This window comes from Streptomyces coeruleoprunus (assembly GCF_039542925.1).
Classification (GTDB): Bacteria; Actinomycetota; Actinomycetes; order Streptomycetales; family Streptomycetaceae; genus Streptomyces; species Streptomyces coeruleoprunus.
This window is the reverse complement of the sequence record NZ_BAABIT010000001.1, coordinates 365,462-383,039: the sequence shown is the minus strand read 5'-3', so window position 1 is coordinate 383,039 and position 17,578 is coordinate 365,462. Positions and strand designations below refer to the sequence as shown.

Genomic DNA, 17,578 nt, shown 5'->3' with positions numbered 1-17,578 from the left:
ACGCATGGGCATGCCTCGATCTCTGGTGGTGGGGGAAGGGGTTGGCCGGCGCCTGCCGGGGCAGGGGGGTGTTCATGCCCCGGCAGAGGCCCGTACTCGGGCCGCCGGAGACACGGGCGGCGGACGGACCCGCGGAGGGAGGAGCCGCGGCGTGGGGAGGCGGTCGACGACCGGGACGGTCGCCCCGGTCAGGGCGACGGCCGGGCCGGTCGGCCCCCGCCGGGGCGAGGGCCGGGTCGGTCGGCCCTTGACCGCGCCCGTGAGCATGCCCAACATCGCCGCCAGCAGGGGCATCAGGATCCAGCGGTGGCCCAGCGAGCCCGACCGCGAGAGGCCGTAGGCGCACAGCACCGACCCCGAAGCGTCGCCGCGCGTCGCCGTCGTCGGCCCGCTCGCCGACGAGTGCAAGCTCGACTGGTACAGCGGCACCCTCCTCCACCGCTCCACCCCCCTCGACGGACTGCGCGAACGCTTCGGCGCCGACCGGGTCACCCACGCCGAGGGCGCCGACCGCGTCCGGCTCCGCTGCGCCGCGGGCCTCCTGCGCGTCCCCGATGCCGACGCCGATGCCGACGAGCAGGGCGCCGAGTTCGCCCTCACCGACTGGGGCGGCGGCGTCCTCACCCTGCGGGCCCCCGACGGGCGGTACCTGTCCGTCGCCGACGACCGCCGGGTGCGCGCCTCCGCCGACCAGCCCGGCAGCTGGGTCGTCCAGGAGACGTTCCGGCTCGAACCCCACGAGGACGGACACCTCCTTCGGCACGCAGGGACGGGCGGATACGTCTCTGTCGCCGCCGACGGCGCGAAGGTTGCCGCCCCGGACGAGGAAACCCCCGCCGTCTTCACCGTGGAGACCGTCGAGCGCGGCGAGGACGAGGTGGCCCCGCGGCCGCGGGGCCACCTCGTCCTCGCCGTCGCGGGCGACGACCCCCACATCAACGGCCGCGAGACCCGAGGACCGCACCACCCTCGCCCTGCCCGGCGCCCAGGACCGGCTCTGGCGCGCCGCCCGCGCCGCCAACCCCCGCACCGTCCTCGTCCCCGTCTCGTCCTACCCGTACGCCGTCCCCGAGGCCGCCGCCGAGCTGCCCGCCCCGCTGTGGACCGCGCACGGCGGCCGGGCCGCCGGCAGCGCCCTCGCCCGCGTCCTCGCGGGCGACGTCTCCCCGGCCGGGCGCCTGCCGCAGACCTGGTACGCCTCCGACGCCGACGTGCCGGACCTGCTGGACCACGACGTCATCGGCGGCCGCCAGACCTACCTGTACTTCGACGGCCGCCCCCTGTTCCCCTTCGGGCACGGCCTGTCGTACACGTCCTTCGACCACGACGGGCTCACCGCCCGGCGGGACGGCGACGACCGGATCCGGGTGACGCTCACCGTCACCCATACCGGTCCGGTGCCCGGTGACGAGGTCGCCCAGCTGTACGTACGGGCCCCCGCGCCCGGCGTGCCGCGCCCCCGCCAGGCCCTCGTCGCCCACCGCCGCGTCCACCTGGCCCCGGGCGAGTCCCGCACCCTGGAATTCGCGGTGCCCGTCCGGGAGCTGGGCTTCTGGGACGTCGCCCACGGCCGCTGGACCGTGGAGCCGGGCACCTACGAGTTCCCGGCGGGCGCCTCCAGCGGCGACCTGCGCGCCACCGCCGCCGTCGAGCCGGCCGGTCCGGCCCCGGCGCCCCGCCCGGTCCTGGACCGCGGCCTCGCCGCCGCCGACTACGACGAACAGGACGGCACCGCGATCGCCGACCGCACCAAACCGTCCGGCGACTGCATGACCCCGCCGGCGAGGGGCCCGGCGCGCTGCTGTACCGCGCCTGCGACTTCGGTGCCGGGCAGGGCTCCGCCGCCCTGGAGGCCGCCGGCACCGGCACGGTCACCCTCGCCCCGGTGGGCGGCGCCCCCGAGGCGCGCGTCGACGTCGCGGTGCCGGGCGGTCCGTACGCCTACGCGACCGTCGAGGTGCCCGTGGCCCCGCCGGCGTCCACGGCCCGCGGATCTCGCTGACCGGCACCGTACGGCTCGCCGGCGTGACGTTCGGACCTCCGGCGGGCTGACCGGCCCGTGGCCCCCGGCCGGACCTGCGCCGCGCGGTCCGGCGGGGCAGTCTGGAGGCGTGGAGCGCAGCGGACGGGCCTGGAGGCGGGAGCTGGGTGCCGCGCTGGCCGGCGTCATGGAGGAGACCGGCGCGTCCGTGGGCCTGGTGTACCTGCTGCACGAGGACGAGCGGGCGCTGCGCCTCGCCGTGCTCAGCGGGGTCCCGCTGGACATCGCCGTGCCCTGGCTGCGCGTGGGGCTCTCCGACCCGATCCCCGTCGCGGACGCCGTGACCGGGCGGCGCATGGTGTGGGTCGGCGACCAGGAGGAGATGGCCCGCCGCTACCCGCGCCCCGGCCTGGTCCTGCCGTACCGGTTCGCGCTCGGCGCCCTGCCCCTCGCCACCGGGGACACCGTGCGCGGCGGCCTCGTCATGCTCTGGCCCGGCGCCCATCCCCCGTACCTCACCGACGAGGAGACCGCCGCCGTCCGCGCGGGCTGCGACCGCATGGCGGAGGCGCTCGACGCCGCCGCGCACGCGGGGGAGCGGCTGGTGGCGACCCGCGCGCCCCTGGTGGTCCACCCCCGCAGGACGGCCCCGGAACCCCACCAGGCGGTCGCCGCGGTCGCGTTCGCCGCGCGGCTCCCCGGCGGCAGCTGCGCCCTGGACCTGAACGGCCGGTTCACCTTCGTCACCGACACCGCCGCCGGTCTCCTCGGCGTGCCCGTCGCCGACCTGCTGGGCGCCCTGCCCTGGGAGGCGCTGCCCTGGCTCGACACCCCCGTCGTCGAGGACCGCTACCGCGCCGCCGTCATCGGCCGCCAGACCACCACGTTCACCGCCGTCCGCCCCCCGGAGCACCGGCTGCGCTTCCGGCTCCACCCGGACTCCACCGGCATCAGCGTCCGCATCACCTCTGCCCCCGGCCAGGGCACCCCCGGCACCGAGGAGGACACCGGACAGGCCGGGACGCCCGTCATGGCCGGCCGCACGGGCGCCCTGTACCACCTGATGCACCTCGCGGCCACGCTCACCGAGGCCGCCGAGGTCAAGGACGTCGTCGAGCAGACCGCCGCGCAGATGACCCCCGCCCTCGGGGCACGGGCGCTCGCCCTGTTCACCGTGGACGACGGCCGCCTCCGCCTCGTCGGCACCGGCGGCGACGGCGCGGAGACCGTGGGCGCGATGGGCGCCGTTCCGCTGACCGCCGACAACCCCGTCGTACGGGTCCTCACCACCGCGTCGCCCCTGTTCTTCGACCGCGCCGACGAACTGCGGGCCGCCTTCCCCGGCACCGACGTCCCCCCGAGCGTGGCGTCCTGGGCGTTCCTGCCGCTGATCGCCTCCGGCCGGCCGGTCGGCTCCCTGGTCCTCGCCTACCGCCGCTCCCGCACCTTCCACCCCGGCGAGCGCGCCATCCTCAGCTCGTTCGCCGGGCTCGTCGCCCAGGCCCTGGACCGCGCCCGCCTCTACGACGTCAAGCACGCCCTCGCCCACCGGCTCCAGGCCGGCCTGCTGCCCCACACCCTGCCCCGCGTCGCCGGCCTGGACATCGCCGCCCGCTATCTGCCGGCGGGGCTCGGCGTGGGCGTCGGCGGCGACTTCTACGACGTCATCCGGCTCGGCGACACCGAGGCCGCCGTCACCATCGGGGACGTCCAGGGCCACGACGTCGACGCCGCCGCCCTCATGGGCCAGGTCCGCACCGCCGTCCACGCCACCGCGGGCGCGCCCCCCGGCGAGGTGCTCGCCCGCACCAACCGCCTCCTCATCGACCTCGACCCCGGCCTCTTCACCAGCTGCCTCTACGCCCACCTCGACCTGGCCCGCCACCGCGCCGTCCTGGCCACCGCCGGCCACCCGCCGCCGCTGTGCCGCCACCCCGACGGCACCACCGCCGTCCTCGCCGTGGAGCCCGGGCTGCTCCTCGGGATCGACCCCGCCGCCACCTACCCGGCCACCGGGATCCCCCTGGCACGCGGCACGGTCCTCGCCCTCTACACCGACGGCCTCGTCGAGGAACCCGGCGTCGACATCGAGGCCGCCACCGCCGAACTCGCCGGCCGCCTCGCCCGCAGCGCGGAACGGCACATGGACGACCTGGCCGACAGCCTCGTCGCCCGCGCCCGCGGCACTGCGTCCCGCAGCGACGACACCGCCCTCGTCCTCGTCCGCGTCCTCGGACCCCCGAGCGGCTGAGGTTTCTGTTATCGGGCCGCGGCTCCCTCGTCTCCTGTGTGTCGGTCACCTCCGATTCGCAGGAGATCCCCATGAGCCACAGCAGCGGGCACCGGCGCCCGAGCCGCCACGGCGCCCTCCGCCTCGCCCTCGCCGCAACAGCCGCCCGCACCGCCGCCGCCCCCACCGGCCCGGACATGACCGCCCGCCCCACCCGCACCTTCACCCACCCCGGCAGGCTCCACGCCCACGGCGAACTCCACCGCGCCGAGGTCCGCTTCTCCGCCGACGACCAGCCCTGGCTCGCCGGCCGGCAGCGCCTGACCGCCACCCGCCACTCCCTGGCCGGCCGGCGGCCCGCCCCGCTCGCCACCGTGGTCCGCGGCGGCGACCACGGCATCAACAGCGGTGGATTCGACCAACTCGGCTTCGGCACCGTGCCACCACCGGCCAGACCGTCATGGAGCACCGCGACGACACCGTCACGCTCACCGGGCGCGGCTACGTCCTCGTACGCCGGCAGCTCGTCCCGCAGGAACGTTCCGGCTCCCTGGTCATGCCCACGTGGACGGGGCTCGACGGCCGGCTGTTCCACGTGGCGTCGGGCGGCGGCCGCCGCATGGACGACCGGATACCGTCCTCCGCCGTCCGCCCGCACACCTGGATGGGCTCCGACGCCACCGGGTGGATCGTCCTGCCGCCCGGCACCCAGCAGATGCGGCAGAACGAGTACTACCACCTCGACGGCACCGTCACGCTCCGGCAGAACGAGCGCGGAGCCGACTGCAACCCCACCGTCCGGCCCGTCGGCCGCGACGACATCACCCGGGACGTCACCCGGCCGCCCGACCCGGCACGGGACGTCGTGCGCCACGGACACGTCCGCGGCACGGGCACCGACGCGGCGCCCGTGCCGCAGAACGTCATCGACTGACCGTCATCCGCCGGCCGTTACCCGGCGTTGAAGGAGTGCACCGTCACCGAGCGGTACGTCTCGCCCGGCCGCAGCACCGTCGACGGGAAGTGCGGCTGGTTCGGCGAGTCCGGGAAGTGCTGGGTCTCCAGGCACAGCCCGTCGCCCTGCCGGTAGGTGCGCCCCGAGGGCCCGGACAGCGTGCCGTCCAGGAAGTTCCCCGAGTAGAACTGCAGGCCCGGCTCGGTCGTCGCCATCCGCATGATCCGCCCCGACCGAGGGTCGCGCAGCGTCGCCGCGTACTCGGGGGAGCGCGTGATGCCCTTGTCGAGCACCCAGTTGTGGTCGAACCCCTTGGCCGTCACCAGCTGCGGGTGTGCCGCGCGGATGTCCCGGCCGATCGGCTTGCCGTGCCGGAAGTCGAACGGCGTGCCCGCCACCTTCGCCAGCTGCCCCGTGGGGATCAGCGTCGCGTCGGTCGGCGTGTAGCGCGACGCCGCCATCCGCAGCTCGTGGCCGAGGACGTCGCCACTGCCCTCGCCGGCGAGATTGAAGTACGTGTGGCTCGTCAGGTTCACCACGGTCGGCCGGTCGGTGGTGGCGGCGTAGTCGATCCGCCAGTCGCCCTTCCCGTCCAGCGTGTACGTGACGGTCACGTCGAGGCGGCCCGGGTAGCCCATCTCGCCGTCGGCGCTCGCGTACCGCAGCACCAGGCCGGTCCCGGCGGGCCCGGAGAACGGCTCGACGTCCCACACCCGCTTGTCGAAACCGGCCGCGCCGCCGTGCAGGCTGTTCGGCCCGTCGTTGACGGACAGCGCGTACTCCCGGCCGTCCAGCGTGAACCGGCTCCCGCCGATCCGGTTGCCGTACCGGCCGATCAGCGCCCCGAAGTACGGGCTGGACGCCACGTAGTCCTCGAGCCGTTCGAAGCCCAGCGACACATTGGCGTACCGGCCGTACCGGTCCGGTATCTCCAGGGACTGCACGATGCCGCCGTACGACAGCACCTTCATCCGGGTGCCGCCGTTCTCCAGCGTCCAGCGGTGCACCCGCGTGCCGTCGGCGAGCGTGCCGAAGGGCTCCTTCACGGGCATCCTTCCTCCCTTGGCGGACGGGTCCGCGTACGCGGTGCCCGGTGCGGCGGCGACCGCGGTGATTCCGGCGGCGGCAGCTGCCGCCAGGACGGTACGTCTGCTCGTTTCCATTGCGGCTCCTGAGGGGGACGAGTCGGTCACTTGCCTGCCTTGCGCTTGTTCCAGACGTCGAAGCCGACCGCCGCCAGCAGCACCAGACCCTTGATGACCTGCTGGTAGTCGGTTCCGATGCCGACCAGGGACATGCCGTTGTTGAGCACGCCGAGCACCAGGCCGCCGATCACGGCGCCCATCACGGTGCCGACGCCGCCGCTCATCGAGGCGCCGCCGATGAACGCCGCGGCGATCGCCTCCAGTTCGAAGTTGAGACCGGCCTGCGGGGTACCGGCGTTGAGCCGCGCCGCGTAGACGCAGCCGGCGAGCGCGGCGAGCACGCCCATGTTGACGAAGACGAGGAACGTGACCCGCTTGTCCTTGACGCCGGACAGCTTCGCCGCGGCCTTGTTGCCGCCCAGCGCGTACACGTGCCGGCCGACGACCGCGTTGCGCATCACATAGCCGAGGCCGATGAGCAGGGCGCACATGATGAGCATCACCACGGGCACCCCGTGGAAGGAGGCCAGGGTCAGCGTGAACGCCACCACGGCCGCCGTGATCGCCGTGCACTTGAGCACCCACACGCCCATGGGCAGGACGTCCAGCTCGTAGGCGAGCTGCCGGCTGCGGTCCCGCCACTCCCGCACCAGCAGGAACACGACGGCGAGCAGGCCGAGGACGAGCGTGGGGTTGTGGTACTGCGTGTACGGGCCCATCTCCGGGATGAAGCCCTTGGCGATGTTCTGGAAGCCCTCGGGGAACGGGGCGATGGACTGGCCCTCCAGCACGATCTGCGTCAGACCGCGGAACAGCAGCATGCCGGCGAGGGTCACGATGAACGAGGGGATGCCGAGGTAGGCGATGAAGTAGCCCTGCCAGGCGCCCGCGACTCCGCCGATGAGCAGCGACAGCAGCAGCGCCGGCACCCAGGGCATGTCGCCCTTGACCATCATCACCGCCGACATCGCGCCCACGAAGGCGACGAGCGAGCCGACGGACAGGTCGATGTGCCCGGCGATGATGACGATCATCATGCCCATGGCGAGGATCAGGATGTAGCTGTTCTGCTGGACCAGGTTGGAGACGTTGTTCGGCAGCAGCAGGGTGCCGTCCGTCCAGATCTGGAACAGCACGACGATGAAGGCCAGCGCGACGAGCATGCCGTACTGGCGCATGTTGCCGCGCAGCCCCTGCACCAGCACCTCGCGGGTCGACGGCTGGGACGCGGACGGCCGGCCGGGGGCCGCGTCCTTCGGGGAAGTGGTCGTGGTGGTCATGGCGGGGCCTCAGCTTCTGTTCATGGTCATCTGACGCATCAGGACTTCCTGGGTGGCGTCGGCGCGGTCGACCTCACCGGTCAGCCGGCCCTCGGCCATCGTGTAGATCCGGTCGCACATCCCGAGCAGCTCCGGCAGCTCGGACGAGATCATGAGCACCGCCTTGCCCTGCGCCGCGAGCCGGTCGATGACGGTGTAGATCTCGTACTTCGCGCCGACGTCGATGCCGCGCGTCGGCTCGTCGAGGATCAGCACCTCGGGGTCGGCGTGGATCCACTTGCTGAGGACGACCTTCTGCTGGTTGCCGCCGGACAGCCGCCCCACCTGCTCGAAGACCGTGGGGGCCTTGATGTTCATGGAGGTGCGGTAGCCCTCGGCGACCCGGCGCTCGTGGTGCTCGTCGACGACGCCCCGCCGCCGCATCCCGTGCAGGGAGGCGAGCGAGACGTTCCGGTTGATGTCGTCGATGAGGTTGAGGCCGTACTGCTTGCGGTCCTCCGTGACGTACGCGATGCCGGCCGCCACGGCCGCGGGCACCGTCCTCGGCGTGACCTCCCGGCCGTCCACCTCGACCGTCCCGGAGACGTACCGCCCGTACGAGCGGCCGAACACCGACATGGCCAGCTCGGTCCGGCCCGCGCCCATCAGCCCGGCGATCCCGACGATCTCGCCGCGCCGGACCGTCAGCGACACGTCGTCGACGACGGTGCGCTGCTGGTCCACGGGGTGGCGGACGGTCCAGCCGCGCACGGCCAGGGCCACCCGGCCGGCGTCCTCGCCCTCGTAGCGCGTCCGCTCGGGGAAGCGGTGGTCGAGGTCGCGGCCGACCATGCCCCGGATGATCCGGTCCTCCGACAGCTCCGGCTCGTCTGCGGGTGACTGGCGCACCGTCAGCGTCTCGATGGTGCGGCCGTCGCGCAGGATCGTCACGGAGTCCGCGATCCGCCGGATCTCGTTCAGCTTGTGCGAGATGATGATGCTCGCGATGCCCTGCTCGCGCAGTTCCAGGATCAGCTCCAGCAGCTTCGCGCTGTCCTCGTCGTTGAGCGCGGCCGTCGGCTCGTCCAGGATGAGCAGCTTCACCTCCTTGGACAGCGCCTTGGCGATCTCCACGAGCTGCTGCTTGCCGACGCCGAGGTCGGCGACCGGCGTCTGCGGCTTCTCGCGCAGTCCCACCCGCTTCAGCAGCCGGCCCGCCTCGCGCAGCGTCTCGTTCCAGTCGACGAAGCCGCGCGCCGTGCGCTCGTTGCCGAGGAAGATGTTCTCGGCGATCGAGAGGTACGGGACGAGGGCCAGCTCCTGGTGGATGATGACGATGCCGTGCCGCTCGCTGGCGCTGATGTCCCGGAAGGCCACCGGCTCGCCCTCGAAGCGGATCTCGCCCTCGTACGAGCCGTGCGCGTGCACGCCGCTGAGGACCTTCATCAGCGTCGACTTGCCGGCGCCGTTCTCCCCGCAGATCGCGTGGATCTCCCCGGGCCGCACCGTCAGGTTCACCTCGGAGAGCGCTGTGACGCCGGGGAACGTCTTGGTGATCCCGCGCATCTCCAGTACCGGGTGGCCGCCGCTCACTTCAGCTGTCCCGCCGTGAAGTACCCCTCGTCGACGAGGAGCTGCGTGTTCGCCTTGTCGATGCTGACCGGGTCCAGCAGATACGACGGCACGGCCTTCTTGCCGTTGTGGTAGTCCGCGGTGTTGTTGACCTCGGGCGTGCGGCCGTTCAGCACCGCGTCGCCCATCTGCACCGCCTGCGCGGCCAGCTTGCGGGTGTCCTTGAACACCGTCTGCGTCTGCTCGCCCCGGATGATCGACTTCACCGACGCCAGCTCCGCGTCCTGCCCGGTGACGACCGGCAGTGGCTGGTCCTTCGTGCCGTAACCGGCGCTCTTCAGCGCCGAGATGATGCCGATCGAGATCCCGTCGTACGGGGAGAGGACGGCGTCGACCCGCGTCTCGCCGTAGTTCTTGCTGATCAGGTCGTCCATGCGCTTCTGCGCGGTGCCGCCGTCCCAGCGCAGCGTGGTCACCTGGTTGAGCTGTGTCTGCTTGCTGCGCACCACCAGCTGGCCGGTGTCCAGGTACGGCTTGAGGACCTTGATGGCGCCGTTCCAGAAGTACTTGGTGTTGTTGTCGTCGGGCGAGCCCGCGAACAGCTCGACGTTGTACGCGTCGCCCGTGCCCTTCGCCAGCTTGCCGAGCTTCAGCTGCTGGACGATGTAGGACGCCTGGAGCTCGCCGACGCGCTCGTTGTCGAACGACGCGTAGTAGTCGACGTTCGGCGTGCCCATGATGAGGCGGTCGTACGAGATGACGGGGATGCCCGCGTCGTGCGCCCGCTGGAGCACCTCGGTGAGCGCCGAGCCGTCGATCGCGGCGACCACGAGCAGCCGGCGCCCCTTGGTGATCATGTTCTCGATCTGGGCGATCTGGTTCTCGACCTTGTCGTCGCCGTACTGCAGGTCGGTCTGGTAGCCGGCCTTGCGGAACTGCTCGGCCATGTTCTCGCCGTCGGCTATCCACCGCTCGGACGCCTTGGTCGGCATGGCCAGGCCGATGACACCGCCCTTGCCGGCGGGCGGCTTGTAGCGGCTGCCGCCGCGCGCCTCCTGCCCGCAGGCGGAGAGCGAGACGGTGAGCAGGGCGACCGCGAGGGCGGCGCCCGTGAGACGGGCTGTGCGGGTGCGCATGGATCAGTCACCTTCCGGGACGGGGAAACGCCGGAGTTCGCCGGGCAGACGCGAGCCGAGCGGCGACATGCCGCCGTCCGCGCCGTGCCGGGCCAGCAGATCGAGGACGAGGCGTCCGCGCCGGACGCGTTCGCGCGCGGTGGCGAGCGCGGTGTCGCGCAGCTGGGCGCCGTACGGGTAGATGCCGGGGGACCGGCTCAGCCCGAACTTGAGGTACAGGGGCGCGCCCCGCCGGATCAGCTCGGCCGCCTCGTACATCCGGATGTAGCCGCCGAGGTCGTCGGGGGCCTCCACATACATGTCCATCGGTGCGCCGCTGACCCGGCGGATCTCGGTCAGGTGATCGAGCGTCAGGTCGGAGGGCACATTGATGGAGTCCGCGCCGAGGCGCTCGTACACGGCGTACGAAGCCGGGTTGACCGGGCCGGTCAGCGCGGACAGCTTGAACGTGGTGTCGGCGGGCAGTTCGCCGGCGGCGCGCAGCCGGTGCAGCGTCCACAGCACGCCCTCGTCGGCGACCAGCAGGCACCGCACCCCGAGCGCGGTGGCGCGCAGCGCGTCCTCGACGCAGCCGGCCAGCGCGTCATGGCCACGGGCGCGCAGCCCGGCCCCGCCGGAGTCGGTGCGCGTGGAGGCGCCGATGTCCCAGGTGCCGCGCGGGCCGGTGAACAGACACAGCTCGATGTCCCGCTCCGCGCAGGACTCCACCATCTCGGTGATCTCGGCGTCGGTGAGCATCCACACGCCGCTGCCCTGGCTGACCCGGTGCACGGGCAGGTCCAGGCGGGAGCTCTCCTTCAGGACGACGGCGAGCGCCTCAGGACCCTCCACCGAGGGGATCTCCGTGCGCCACACCCCGCCGTCGGGGAAGGCGTGCGGGGAGCGTCGGCCGGATCGAGGCCGGGGAAGGGATGGCCGATCCGGCCGAGGACGTCGGCGCCGGGGCGACGGGGGGCTGACGGGGAGGTCACAGGGCTCCTCTGGGTAGAGACGTTCGGTAGAGGTGTTCGGATCGAGAGCTTCGGGCGCGAGCGTCGGTCGAGAGCTTCGGGGGAGGTGTTCGACCGAGATGTCCGGCCGAGGCGTTCGAAATTTCGGACAGTATTCGGAACGTGGGGTGTACGGCGGTACGGGGGCGGGACAGGCGCACCCCGTACCGCCGTACGTCTCGGGGGCCCGTCAGGGCCGCAGCAGCACCTTGCCGGTCTTCGGGTCACCCCCGCCGACCAGCGCGATCGCCTCGGCGAACCGCTCCAGCGGGAACTCGTGCGTGATCAGCGGCGCCGGGTCCAGCAGCCCGAGCCCGAAGGCCCGCACCGCGTCCGCCCACGCCGAGGACGGCGCGCCGAAGACGCTGCGGATCTCCAGCTGGCTCACCGACAGGTGCACCGGGTCGATCCCGGTCGCGCCGGCCGCGAACATCCCGGTCAGCACGACCCGCCCGCCCCGCCGCGCCAGCAGGCACGACGACGCCGCCGTCGACGGCGCGCCCGCCGTCTCCACCACCAGGTCGAAGCGCCCGTGCAGCGCCTCCGCCCCCTCGGGCGAGACCGCCTCGGTCGCGCCGAACCGCAGTGCCGTGTCGGCCCGTTCCGCCCGCGGGTCGATCACCGTCAGTTCGGCCGGCGAGACCGCGGCCAGCAGCTGCACGGCGAGCAGCCCCAGCGTGCCCGCGCCCACGACCGCCACCCGCTCGGCGGGCCGCGGCCGCCCGGCCCGTACCGCCGCCGCGATCACGGCGGCCGGCTCCAGCAGCGCGGCCGCCCGCAGATCGGCGCCGTCCGGCAGCGGGTGCAACAGCCGTGCGGGAACGGTCAGGTGGTCGGCGAACGCGCCCGGCTCGGTGAACCCCGTCTCGGCGTACCCGCCGGAACACAGGCTCGTCTCCCCGCACCGGCAGCGCTCGCACGTCCCGCACGCCCGGAACCCCTCGGCGACGGTCCTGCGGCCCACCAGCGCCGGGTCCACCCCGGCGCCGACGGCCTCCACGACCCCGGCCCACTCATGACCGGGCGTCACCGGGTAGCGGACGTAGCCCGGCGCACGGTGACCGTCCAGCACCTCGCGGTCGCTCATGCAGATCCCTGCGGCGGCCACCCGCACCAGCACCTCACCGGGCCCCGGCTCGGGAACGCCCCGCTCGACCAGCCGGTGCGCGCCCGGCCGGTCGATGACCACGGCCCGACTCCGCCCGGCCGCCCGGCGACCCCCGACGGCGGTCACGCCCTCGGCGGCCGGGCCGCTCCCGGCGGCCTTTCCGCCCCCGGCACCCGGACCCTCCCCGGAGCCCGGACCGTCCCCCGCAGGCGGGGAGTCGGCGGCCGTGCCGCTCACTGCGTGCCCTTCGGGGTGCGCTTCTCCCAGCCCTCGGCCCACAGGTCGAAGCGGGCCTGCTGCTGGGGGAACTCCGCCGCCGCGTCGACGTCCAGCTCCACGCCGAGGCCTGGTGCGTGCGAGACCTCGAAGCAGCCCGTCTCCGGGTCGACCTGCGGGGCGCCCTTGACGACCTTCTTGATCTCGGCGTCCGCGAAGTCGTTGAAGTGCTCCAGGATCTTGAAGTTCGGCGTGCAGGCCGCCAGCTGCAGCGAGGCGGCGGTGAGGACGCTGCCGCCCACGTTGTGCGGGGCGACCAGCATGTAGTGGGTCTCGGCGGTCGCCGCCAGCTTGCGGGTCTCCAGGATGCCGCCGATGTGGCCCAGGTCCGGCTGGATGATGTCGGCCGCCTGCGACTCGAAGAGCTCGCGGAACTCGATCCGGTCGTGGATCCGCTCACCGGTCGCCACCGGCAGGTCCACCTTGTCCGCGAACTTCTTGAGCGCCTTCAGGTTCTCCGGCGGCACCGGCTCCTCCAGCCAGGCCGGGTTGAACGGCGCCAGCTCCTTGGCGAGCCGTACGGCTGTGGCCGGGCTGAACCGGCCGTGCATCTCCAGCATCAGCTCGGCGTCCGGCCCGATCGCGTCGCGCACGGCCTCGATCAGCGACACGGCGTACCGGGTCTGCTCGGCGTCCAGCTCGAAGTGGCCCGTGCCGAACGGGTCGATCTTCAGCGCCCGGTAGCCGCGCGCGACCACCTCCTGCGCCGCCTTGTGGTACGCCTCGGGCGTCCGTTCCGTGGTGTACCAGCCGTTGGCGTACGCCTTGACCCGGTCCGTCACCTTTCCGCCGAGCAGCTGCCAGACCGGGACGCCGAGCGCCTTGCCCTTGATGTCCCAGCAGGCCATCTCGACGACCGCGATGCCCGACATCACGATCTCGCCGGCCCGGCCGTAGTCGCCGTACTTCATCCGGCGGACCAGGTCCTCCACGGCGAACGGGTCTGAACCCGCGATGTGATTGGCCTCCGCCTCCCGCAGATAGCCGATCAGCGCGTCCGTGTGGCCGAGCATGCGTGTCTCGCCGACGCCGGTGAGTCCCTCGTCGGTGTGGACGAGGACATAGGTCAGATTGCGCCAGGGGGTCCCGACGACGTGAGTGCTGATTCCCGTGATGCGCACGGTAGTTGCCCCTAGTGAGTCCGGTCGGTGCGTGGAGTACGTTCGGTATTTCGTCACACGTTCGAAATCGTGGCGTGACCGTAATCAGCCCCCGGCGGGGGTGTCAATGGTTCGTGCGCCGACCGTCGTACGGCAGGACCATTGCCGGTGAAGTGGGAGGTGGGTAGCCTGTGTTCGTCATACCGGTCAGTGACCGGAGTTTCGAACGAAGGGGGTGGGCATCATGGGACGTCTCGTTCCCGCGGTGACCAGGGCGCTCGACATCCTGGAACTGTTCCTCGAAGGCGACGGCACGCTCTCCGCGCCCGAGGTCACCCGCAGGCTCCAACTGCCGCGCACCACCGTCCACGAACTGCTCACCACCCTCGCCGCCCGCTCGTACCTGGTGCCCGTCCGGGAACAGCCCGGCCGCTACCGGCTCGGCGTACGCACCTACCAGCTCGGCAGCCGCTACGCCGAACACCTCGACCTCGCCGCCGAGGGCCAGCGGGTCGCCCGCGAGGTCGCCCAGACCTGCGACGAGACCGTCCACGTCGCCATCCTGGAGGACCTGGACGTCATCTACATCGCCAAGGTCGACTCCACCCACGCCGTCCGGATGGTCTCGGCCGCCGGCCGCCGGCTGCCCGCGCACTGCACCTCCGTCGGCAAGATGCTGCTCGCCTCGCTCTCGCAGGACGAGCTGGACAGCCGGATCGAGGGCCGCGAGCTGATCGCCATGACGCCCAACAGCGTGACCGGCCACGAGGAGCTGCGCGCCGCGCTCGACGTCGTGCGCGAGCGGGGCGTCGCCGTCGAGCACCAGGAGTCCAACCCGGACGTCAGCTGCGTCGCCGCGCCCGTGCGCGACAGCACGGGCCAGGTCGTCGCCGCCCTGTCCATCTCCGTCCCGATGATCCGCTGGAGCGAGGAGCGCGAGGCGGAACTGGCCGACCTGGCCGCCAAGGGCGCCGCCGACCTCTCCGCCAGCCTCGGCCACCGGGGCGCCCGGTGAGCGCGCCGCACCCCGAGGTCGCCGTCCGCGAGACGGCCGAACTCGGCGAAGGGCCCACCTGGGACCCGGCCACCGGACGGCTCGTCTGGGTCGACATCCTCGGCTCCCGCGTCCACACCTACGCGCCGGCCGACGGGCGCAGGACCGTCATGCTCACCGCCCAGCACGTCGGCGCGGCCAAACCCCGCGCCGGCGGCGGGCTCGTCGTGAACCTCCGTGACGGCGTCGGACTGTACGGCGCCGACGGGGCGTTCCGCTGGCTCCACCACGACCCGGTGCCCGGCCGGCGCGGCAACGACGCCGCCGTCGCCCCCGACGGCTCCCTGTGGGCGGGCACCATGCGCTACGACGAGGCGGACGGCGGCGGCACCCTCGCCCGGATCGCGCCCGACGGCACGGCCACCACCGTCTTCCCCGCCGTCGCCGTCAGCAACGGCACGGGCTGGAGCCCGGACGGCACCCTCATGTACTACATCGACAGCCCGACCCGCCGCATCGACGTCTGCCACGTCGTGGACGGCGGCCGCGGGGTGGCGGGCCGCCTCCCGTTCGCCACGGTCGAGCCCGGCGCGGGCTTCCCCGACGGCCTCGCCGTCGACGCCGACGGCTGCGTCTGGGTCGCCCTGTGGGACGGTGCCGCCCTGCGCCGCTACACCCCCGACGGACGCCTCGACCGGACCGTCGCGCTGCCGGTGCGCCGGCCCACCGCGTGCGCGTTCGGCGGGCCCGGCCTGCGGGACCTCTACGTCACCACCGCCCGCACCGGACTGGCCCGCCCGCACCCCCTCTCCGGATCCCTGCTCGTCCTGCCGGACGCCGGACAGGGCCTGCCGGCAACGGAGTTCGCCGGGTGACCCTTTTTGGCAAGCGCTTGCTATGCTCACCCGCCACCAAGAGGACGCACCACGAACGGGACGGCCCGCCCGCCGGCCCGGTGCACCCGCCGACACAGCGCGACGGAGCGCAGGGGAGAGGCCGCCCGTGGGGACATCCGATGACGCCGCCGCGGAGTTCCACGCCTTCTTCGAGCGGCACTACGCCGAACTGGCCCGCCTCGCCCACCTCCTCACCGGCGAGGCGGACGCCGCCGACGACCTCGCCGCGGACGCGCTGCTCGCCCTCTGGCACCGCTGGGACCGCGTCCGCGCGGCCCAGCACCCCGCCGCCTACGCCCGCGGCGTCGTCGCCAACCTCGCCCGCAGCCGCATCCGCAGCGCCGTACGCGAACGCCGCCGCGTCGCCCTCTTCTGGTCGCAGCGCCCCGACCGCACCGACGACCCCGACGTACCGGCCGTCGTCGACGTCCAGGACGCCCTGCGCCGCCTGCCGTTCCGCAAGCGCGCCTGCGTCGTCCTGCGCCACGCCTTCGACCTGTCGGAGCGCGAGACCGCACTCACCCTCGGCATATCGGTGGGTACGGTGAAGAGCCAGACCTCGAAGGCCATGGCCCAGCTCGAACAGTTCCTGGCGTCCCGGCCCGCGCTTCCGAACTGGTGGGAGGCCGGAAGTAGATGGACGACCTGCAGCAGGCGCTGCGCGACGCGGCCCGGGCGCACCGCCCCGACCGCGCGCGCATCCTCGCCCGCGTCGAGCGCGGCATGGCCGCCCCGCCCGCCGCCGAAAGGCCCGGCGGCCGCCGCCCGTTCGCCGCGCCCTGGCTGCGCGTCGCCGGCGCCACCACCGCCGTCGCGGCCGTCCTCGCCGTCGGCGGCTACGCGGCCGGCACCCTGCTGAACGGCGACCACGGCCCGGCCACGACCGCGGTGCCCCCGGCCACCACCGCCGTACCCCCGCCGACGGCCGCGAGCCCGGCCCCGCCCGCGGCCACGCCGCCGGGCCCGGCCCCCACGGCCACGTCACCCAGGCCCGGCCCGCCGCCCTCCGCGTCGGCCCCGGCAACCCGGCCCACGGGCGGGCCGACCGTCCCCACCTCCACGCCCACCGCGCAGGCGCTGCGCACCCGGGACGGTCACCTGAGCGGCCAGGGCGCCGTCGACCCGCACAGCAACCGCTTCTGGGCCCAGTCGAACATCACCTTCACCAGCGCCGCCCCGCTCGGTGCCCTCACCGTCGAGCTGCGCGTCGTCCAGACCGGCGGCGTCGCCGACACCGGCAACTGGCGCTCGCTGCCCGCGGACGACTTCACCGTCTCCGTACGCGAGGAGGCCGGCGTCCTCGTCTACACCTGGACCCTCCGCCCCGGCCGCACCGCCCCGGAGGGGCAGCACGTCTTCGCCGGCCAGTACAACCACGCCGAGGGTGGCCGTGACGCGCGCGGCGACCGCTGGACGGTCACCGCGACGGCCACGGACGGACGGAAGGCCCGGGTGGGCGGCGCCTTCTGAAACGCCTTCCGGCTCCCGGGCGGCGGCACGGCCGCCGGGCCGCGTCAGCAGGGGGGGATGCCGGGAGCCGGGTCGGCGCCGACGTTCACGTTGCCGCCCCAGACGTACACCCGGAGATAGGCGTGCGGCGGGTTGGCGGCGTTGTCGAAGACGTTGACGTGGTACCAGACGTTGGTGCCGTAGTTGCCCACCTTCACGTACTGGCCCCTGGTGAAGCAGTACACATGGGCCTCGCTCACGCCCTTCGTGGTGCCGACCAGCCTGCTGTTGGTGGTCGCCGCCGCGCGGATGTTGCTGTTGGCCTCGACGGTGGTGCTCCGCGCGTGGGCCGTGCCCGCCATGCCGACCAGGGAGACGGCCGTACCGAGCGCCAGGCCGGCCGCCGCCAGCCTCGCCTTGCGAGTGATCATCGTTGCCCTTCCGTCGGGATCGGTCCTGTGCCCCTAGCGACGGCGAGGGCGGGGGAG

At 73.5% G+C, this 17,578-nt stretch carries 12 protein-coding genes and 2 pseudogenes; 6 read left to right on the top strand and 8 right to left on the bottom strand.

Features of this window, described 5'->3' with window-relative positions; all coding sequences use genetic code 11:
* Positions 1 to 809 precede the first annotated feature (809 nt).
* A complete protein-coding gene (locus ABEB09_RS34830; RefSeq protein WP_380841012.1) occupies positions 810 to 4,232 on the top strand; it encodes a SpoIIE family protein phosphatase in 3,423 nt (1,140 codons plus the stop codon).
* A gap of 439 nt (positions 4,233 to 4,671) precedes the next feature.
* Entirely contained in the window at positions 4,672 to 5,145 is a 474-nt protein-coding gene (locus ABEB09_RS01815) for a hypothetical protein (protein ID WP_345686373.1), read from the top strand.
* A 17-nt stretch (positions 5,146 to 5,162) separates the two neighbouring features.
* On the opposite strand, the gene ABEB09_RS01810 is transcribed toward ABEB09_RS01815, so the two are convergent.
* The 7 genes and pseudogenes from ABEB09_RS01810 to ABEB09_RS01780 form a co-directional block, all read right to left on the bottom strand.
* Positions 5,163 to 6,329 (bottom strand): aldose epimerase family protein, encoded by a 1,167-nt coding sequence (locus ABEB09_RS01810; protein ID WP_345686371.1) that lies wholly within the window; start codon positions 6,327 to 6,329, stop codon positions 5,163 to 5,165.
* 26 nt (positions 6,330 to 6,355) lie between these two features.
* Positions 6,356 to 7,591 carry a multiple monosaccharide ABC transporter permease gene (gene mmsB, locus ABEB09_RS01805; protein WP_345686369.1) on the bottom strand — a complete coding sequence of 412 codons (1,236 nt, stop codon included), beginning with the start codon at positions 7,589 to 7,591 and terminating at the stop codon, positions 6,356 to 6,358.
* Between the two features lie 9 nt (positions 7,592 to 7,600).
* Entirely contained in the window at positions 7,601 to 9,136 is a 1,536-nt protein-coding gene (gene mmsA / locus ABEB09_RS01800; protein ID WP_345693809.1) for a multiple monosaccharide ABC transporter ATP-binding protein, read from the bottom strand.
* 23 nt (positions 9,137 to 9,159) lie between these two features.
* Positions 9,160 to 10,278 (bottom strand): multiple monosaccharide ABC transporter substrate-binding protein, encoded by a 1,119-nt coding sequence (gene chvE / locus ABEB09_RS01795; protein ID WP_345686367.1) that lies wholly within the window; start codon positions 10,276 to 10,278, stop codon positions 9,160 to 9,162.
* Positions 10,279 to 10,281: 3 nt separating this feature from the next.
* Positions 10,282 to 11,249, bottom strand: a pseudogene (locus ABEB09_RS01790) (hypothetical protein).
* Positions 11,250 to 11,457: 208 nt separating this feature from the next.
* Positions 11,458 to 12,456 carry a zinc-dependent alcohol dehydrogenase gene (locus tag ABEB09_RS01785; protein ID WP_345686365.1) on the bottom strand — a complete coding sequence of 333 codons (999 nt, stop codon included), beginning with the start codon at positions 12,454 to 12,456 and terminating at the stop codon, positions 11,458 to 11,460.
* A gap of 152 nt (positions 12,457 to 12,608) precedes the next feature.
* Positions 12,609 to 13,772, bottom strand: coding sequence for a mandelate racemase/muconate lactonizing enzyme family protein (locus tag ABEB09_RS01780; RefSeq protein ID WP_345686363.1), 1,164 nt, complete (start codon positions 13,770 to 13,772; stop codon positions 12,609 to 12,611).
* Positions 13,773 to 13,995: 223 nt separating this feature from the next.
* Here ABEB09_RS01780 and ABEB09_RS01775 point away from each other — a divergent pair, with 223 nt between their 5' ends.
* The 4 genes and pseudogenes from ABEB09_RS01775 (at position 13,996) to ABEB09_RS01760 (ending at position 17,111) form a co-directional block, all read left to right on the top strand.
* Complete coding sequence (locus ABEB09_RS01775) at positions 13,996 to 14,766, top strand: IclR family transcriptional regulator (RefSeq protein ID WP_345686361.1); 771 nt, start codon at positions 13,996 to 13,998, stop codon at positions 14,764 to 14,766.
* Positions 14,763 to 15,620 (top strand): SMP-30/gluconolactonase/LRE family protein, encoded by an 858-nt coding sequence (locus tag ABEB09_RS01770; protein WP_345686359.1) that lies wholly within the window; start codon positions 14,763 to 14,765, stop codon positions 15,618 to 15,620. The genes ABEB09_RS01775 and ABEB09_RS01770 overlap by 4 nt, the downstream gene beginning before the upstream one ends.
* Positions 15,621 to 15,747: 127 nt before the next feature.
* Positions 15,748 to 16,248, top strand: a pseudogene (locus ABEB09_RS01765) (SigE family RNA polymerase sigma factor); the annotation flags it as partial.
* Positions 16,249 to 16,364: 116 nt separating this feature from the next.
* Positions 16,365 to 17,111, top strand: a complete 747-nt coding sequence (locus tag ABEB09_RS01760) for a hypothetical protein (RefSeq protein ID WP_345686357.1) — start codon at positions 16,365 to 16,367, stop codon at positions 17,109 to 17,111.
* Between the two features lie 44 nt (positions 17,112 to 17,155).
* Here the strand turns inward: ABEB09_RS01760 and ABEB09_RS01755 are convergent, their stop codons facing one another.
* Positions 17,156 to 17,521 (bottom strand): hypothetical protein, encoded by a 366-nt coding sequence (locus ABEB09_RS01755; protein ID WP_345686355.1) that lies wholly within the window; start codon positions 17,519 to 17,521, stop codon positions 17,156 to 17,158.
* Positions 17,522 to 17,578 lie beyond the last annotated feature (57 nt).

Bases quoted from the DNA above. Each gene is read 5' to 3' on its own strand.
- ABEB09_RS01815 (WP_345686373.1), top strand. From the start codon at position 4,672: ATGGAGCACCGCGACGACACCGTCACGCTCACCGGGCGCGGCTACGTC.
- ABEB09_RS01810 (WP_345686371.1), bottom strand. From the start codon at position 6,329: ATGGAAACGAGCAGACGTACCGTCCTGGCGGCAGCTGCCGCCGCCGGA.
- mmsB (WP_345686369.1), bottom strand. From the start codon at position 7,591: ATGACCACCACGACCACTTCCCCGAAGGACGCGGCCCCCGGCCGGCCG.
- mmsA (WP_345693809.1), bottom strand. From the start codon at position 9,136: ATGCGCGGGATCACCAAGACGTTCCCCGGCGTCACAGCGCTCTCCGAG.
- chvE (WP_345686367.1), bottom strand. From the start codon at position 10,278: ATGCGCACCCGCACAGCCCGTCTCACGGGCGCCGCCCTCGCGGTCGCC.
- ABEB09_RS01775 (WP_345686361.1), top strand. From the start codon at position 13,996: ATGGGACGTCTCGTTCCCGCGGTGACCAGGGCGCTCGACATCCTGGAA.
- ABEB09_RS01760 (WP_345686357.1), top strand. From the start codon at position 16,365: ATGGCCGCCCCGCCCGCCGCCGAAAGGCCCGGCGGCCGCCGCCCGTTC.
- ABEB09_RS01755 (WP_345686355.1), bottom strand. From the start codon at position 17,521: ATGATCACTCGCAAGGCGAGGCTGGCGGCGGCCGGCCTGGCGCTCGGT.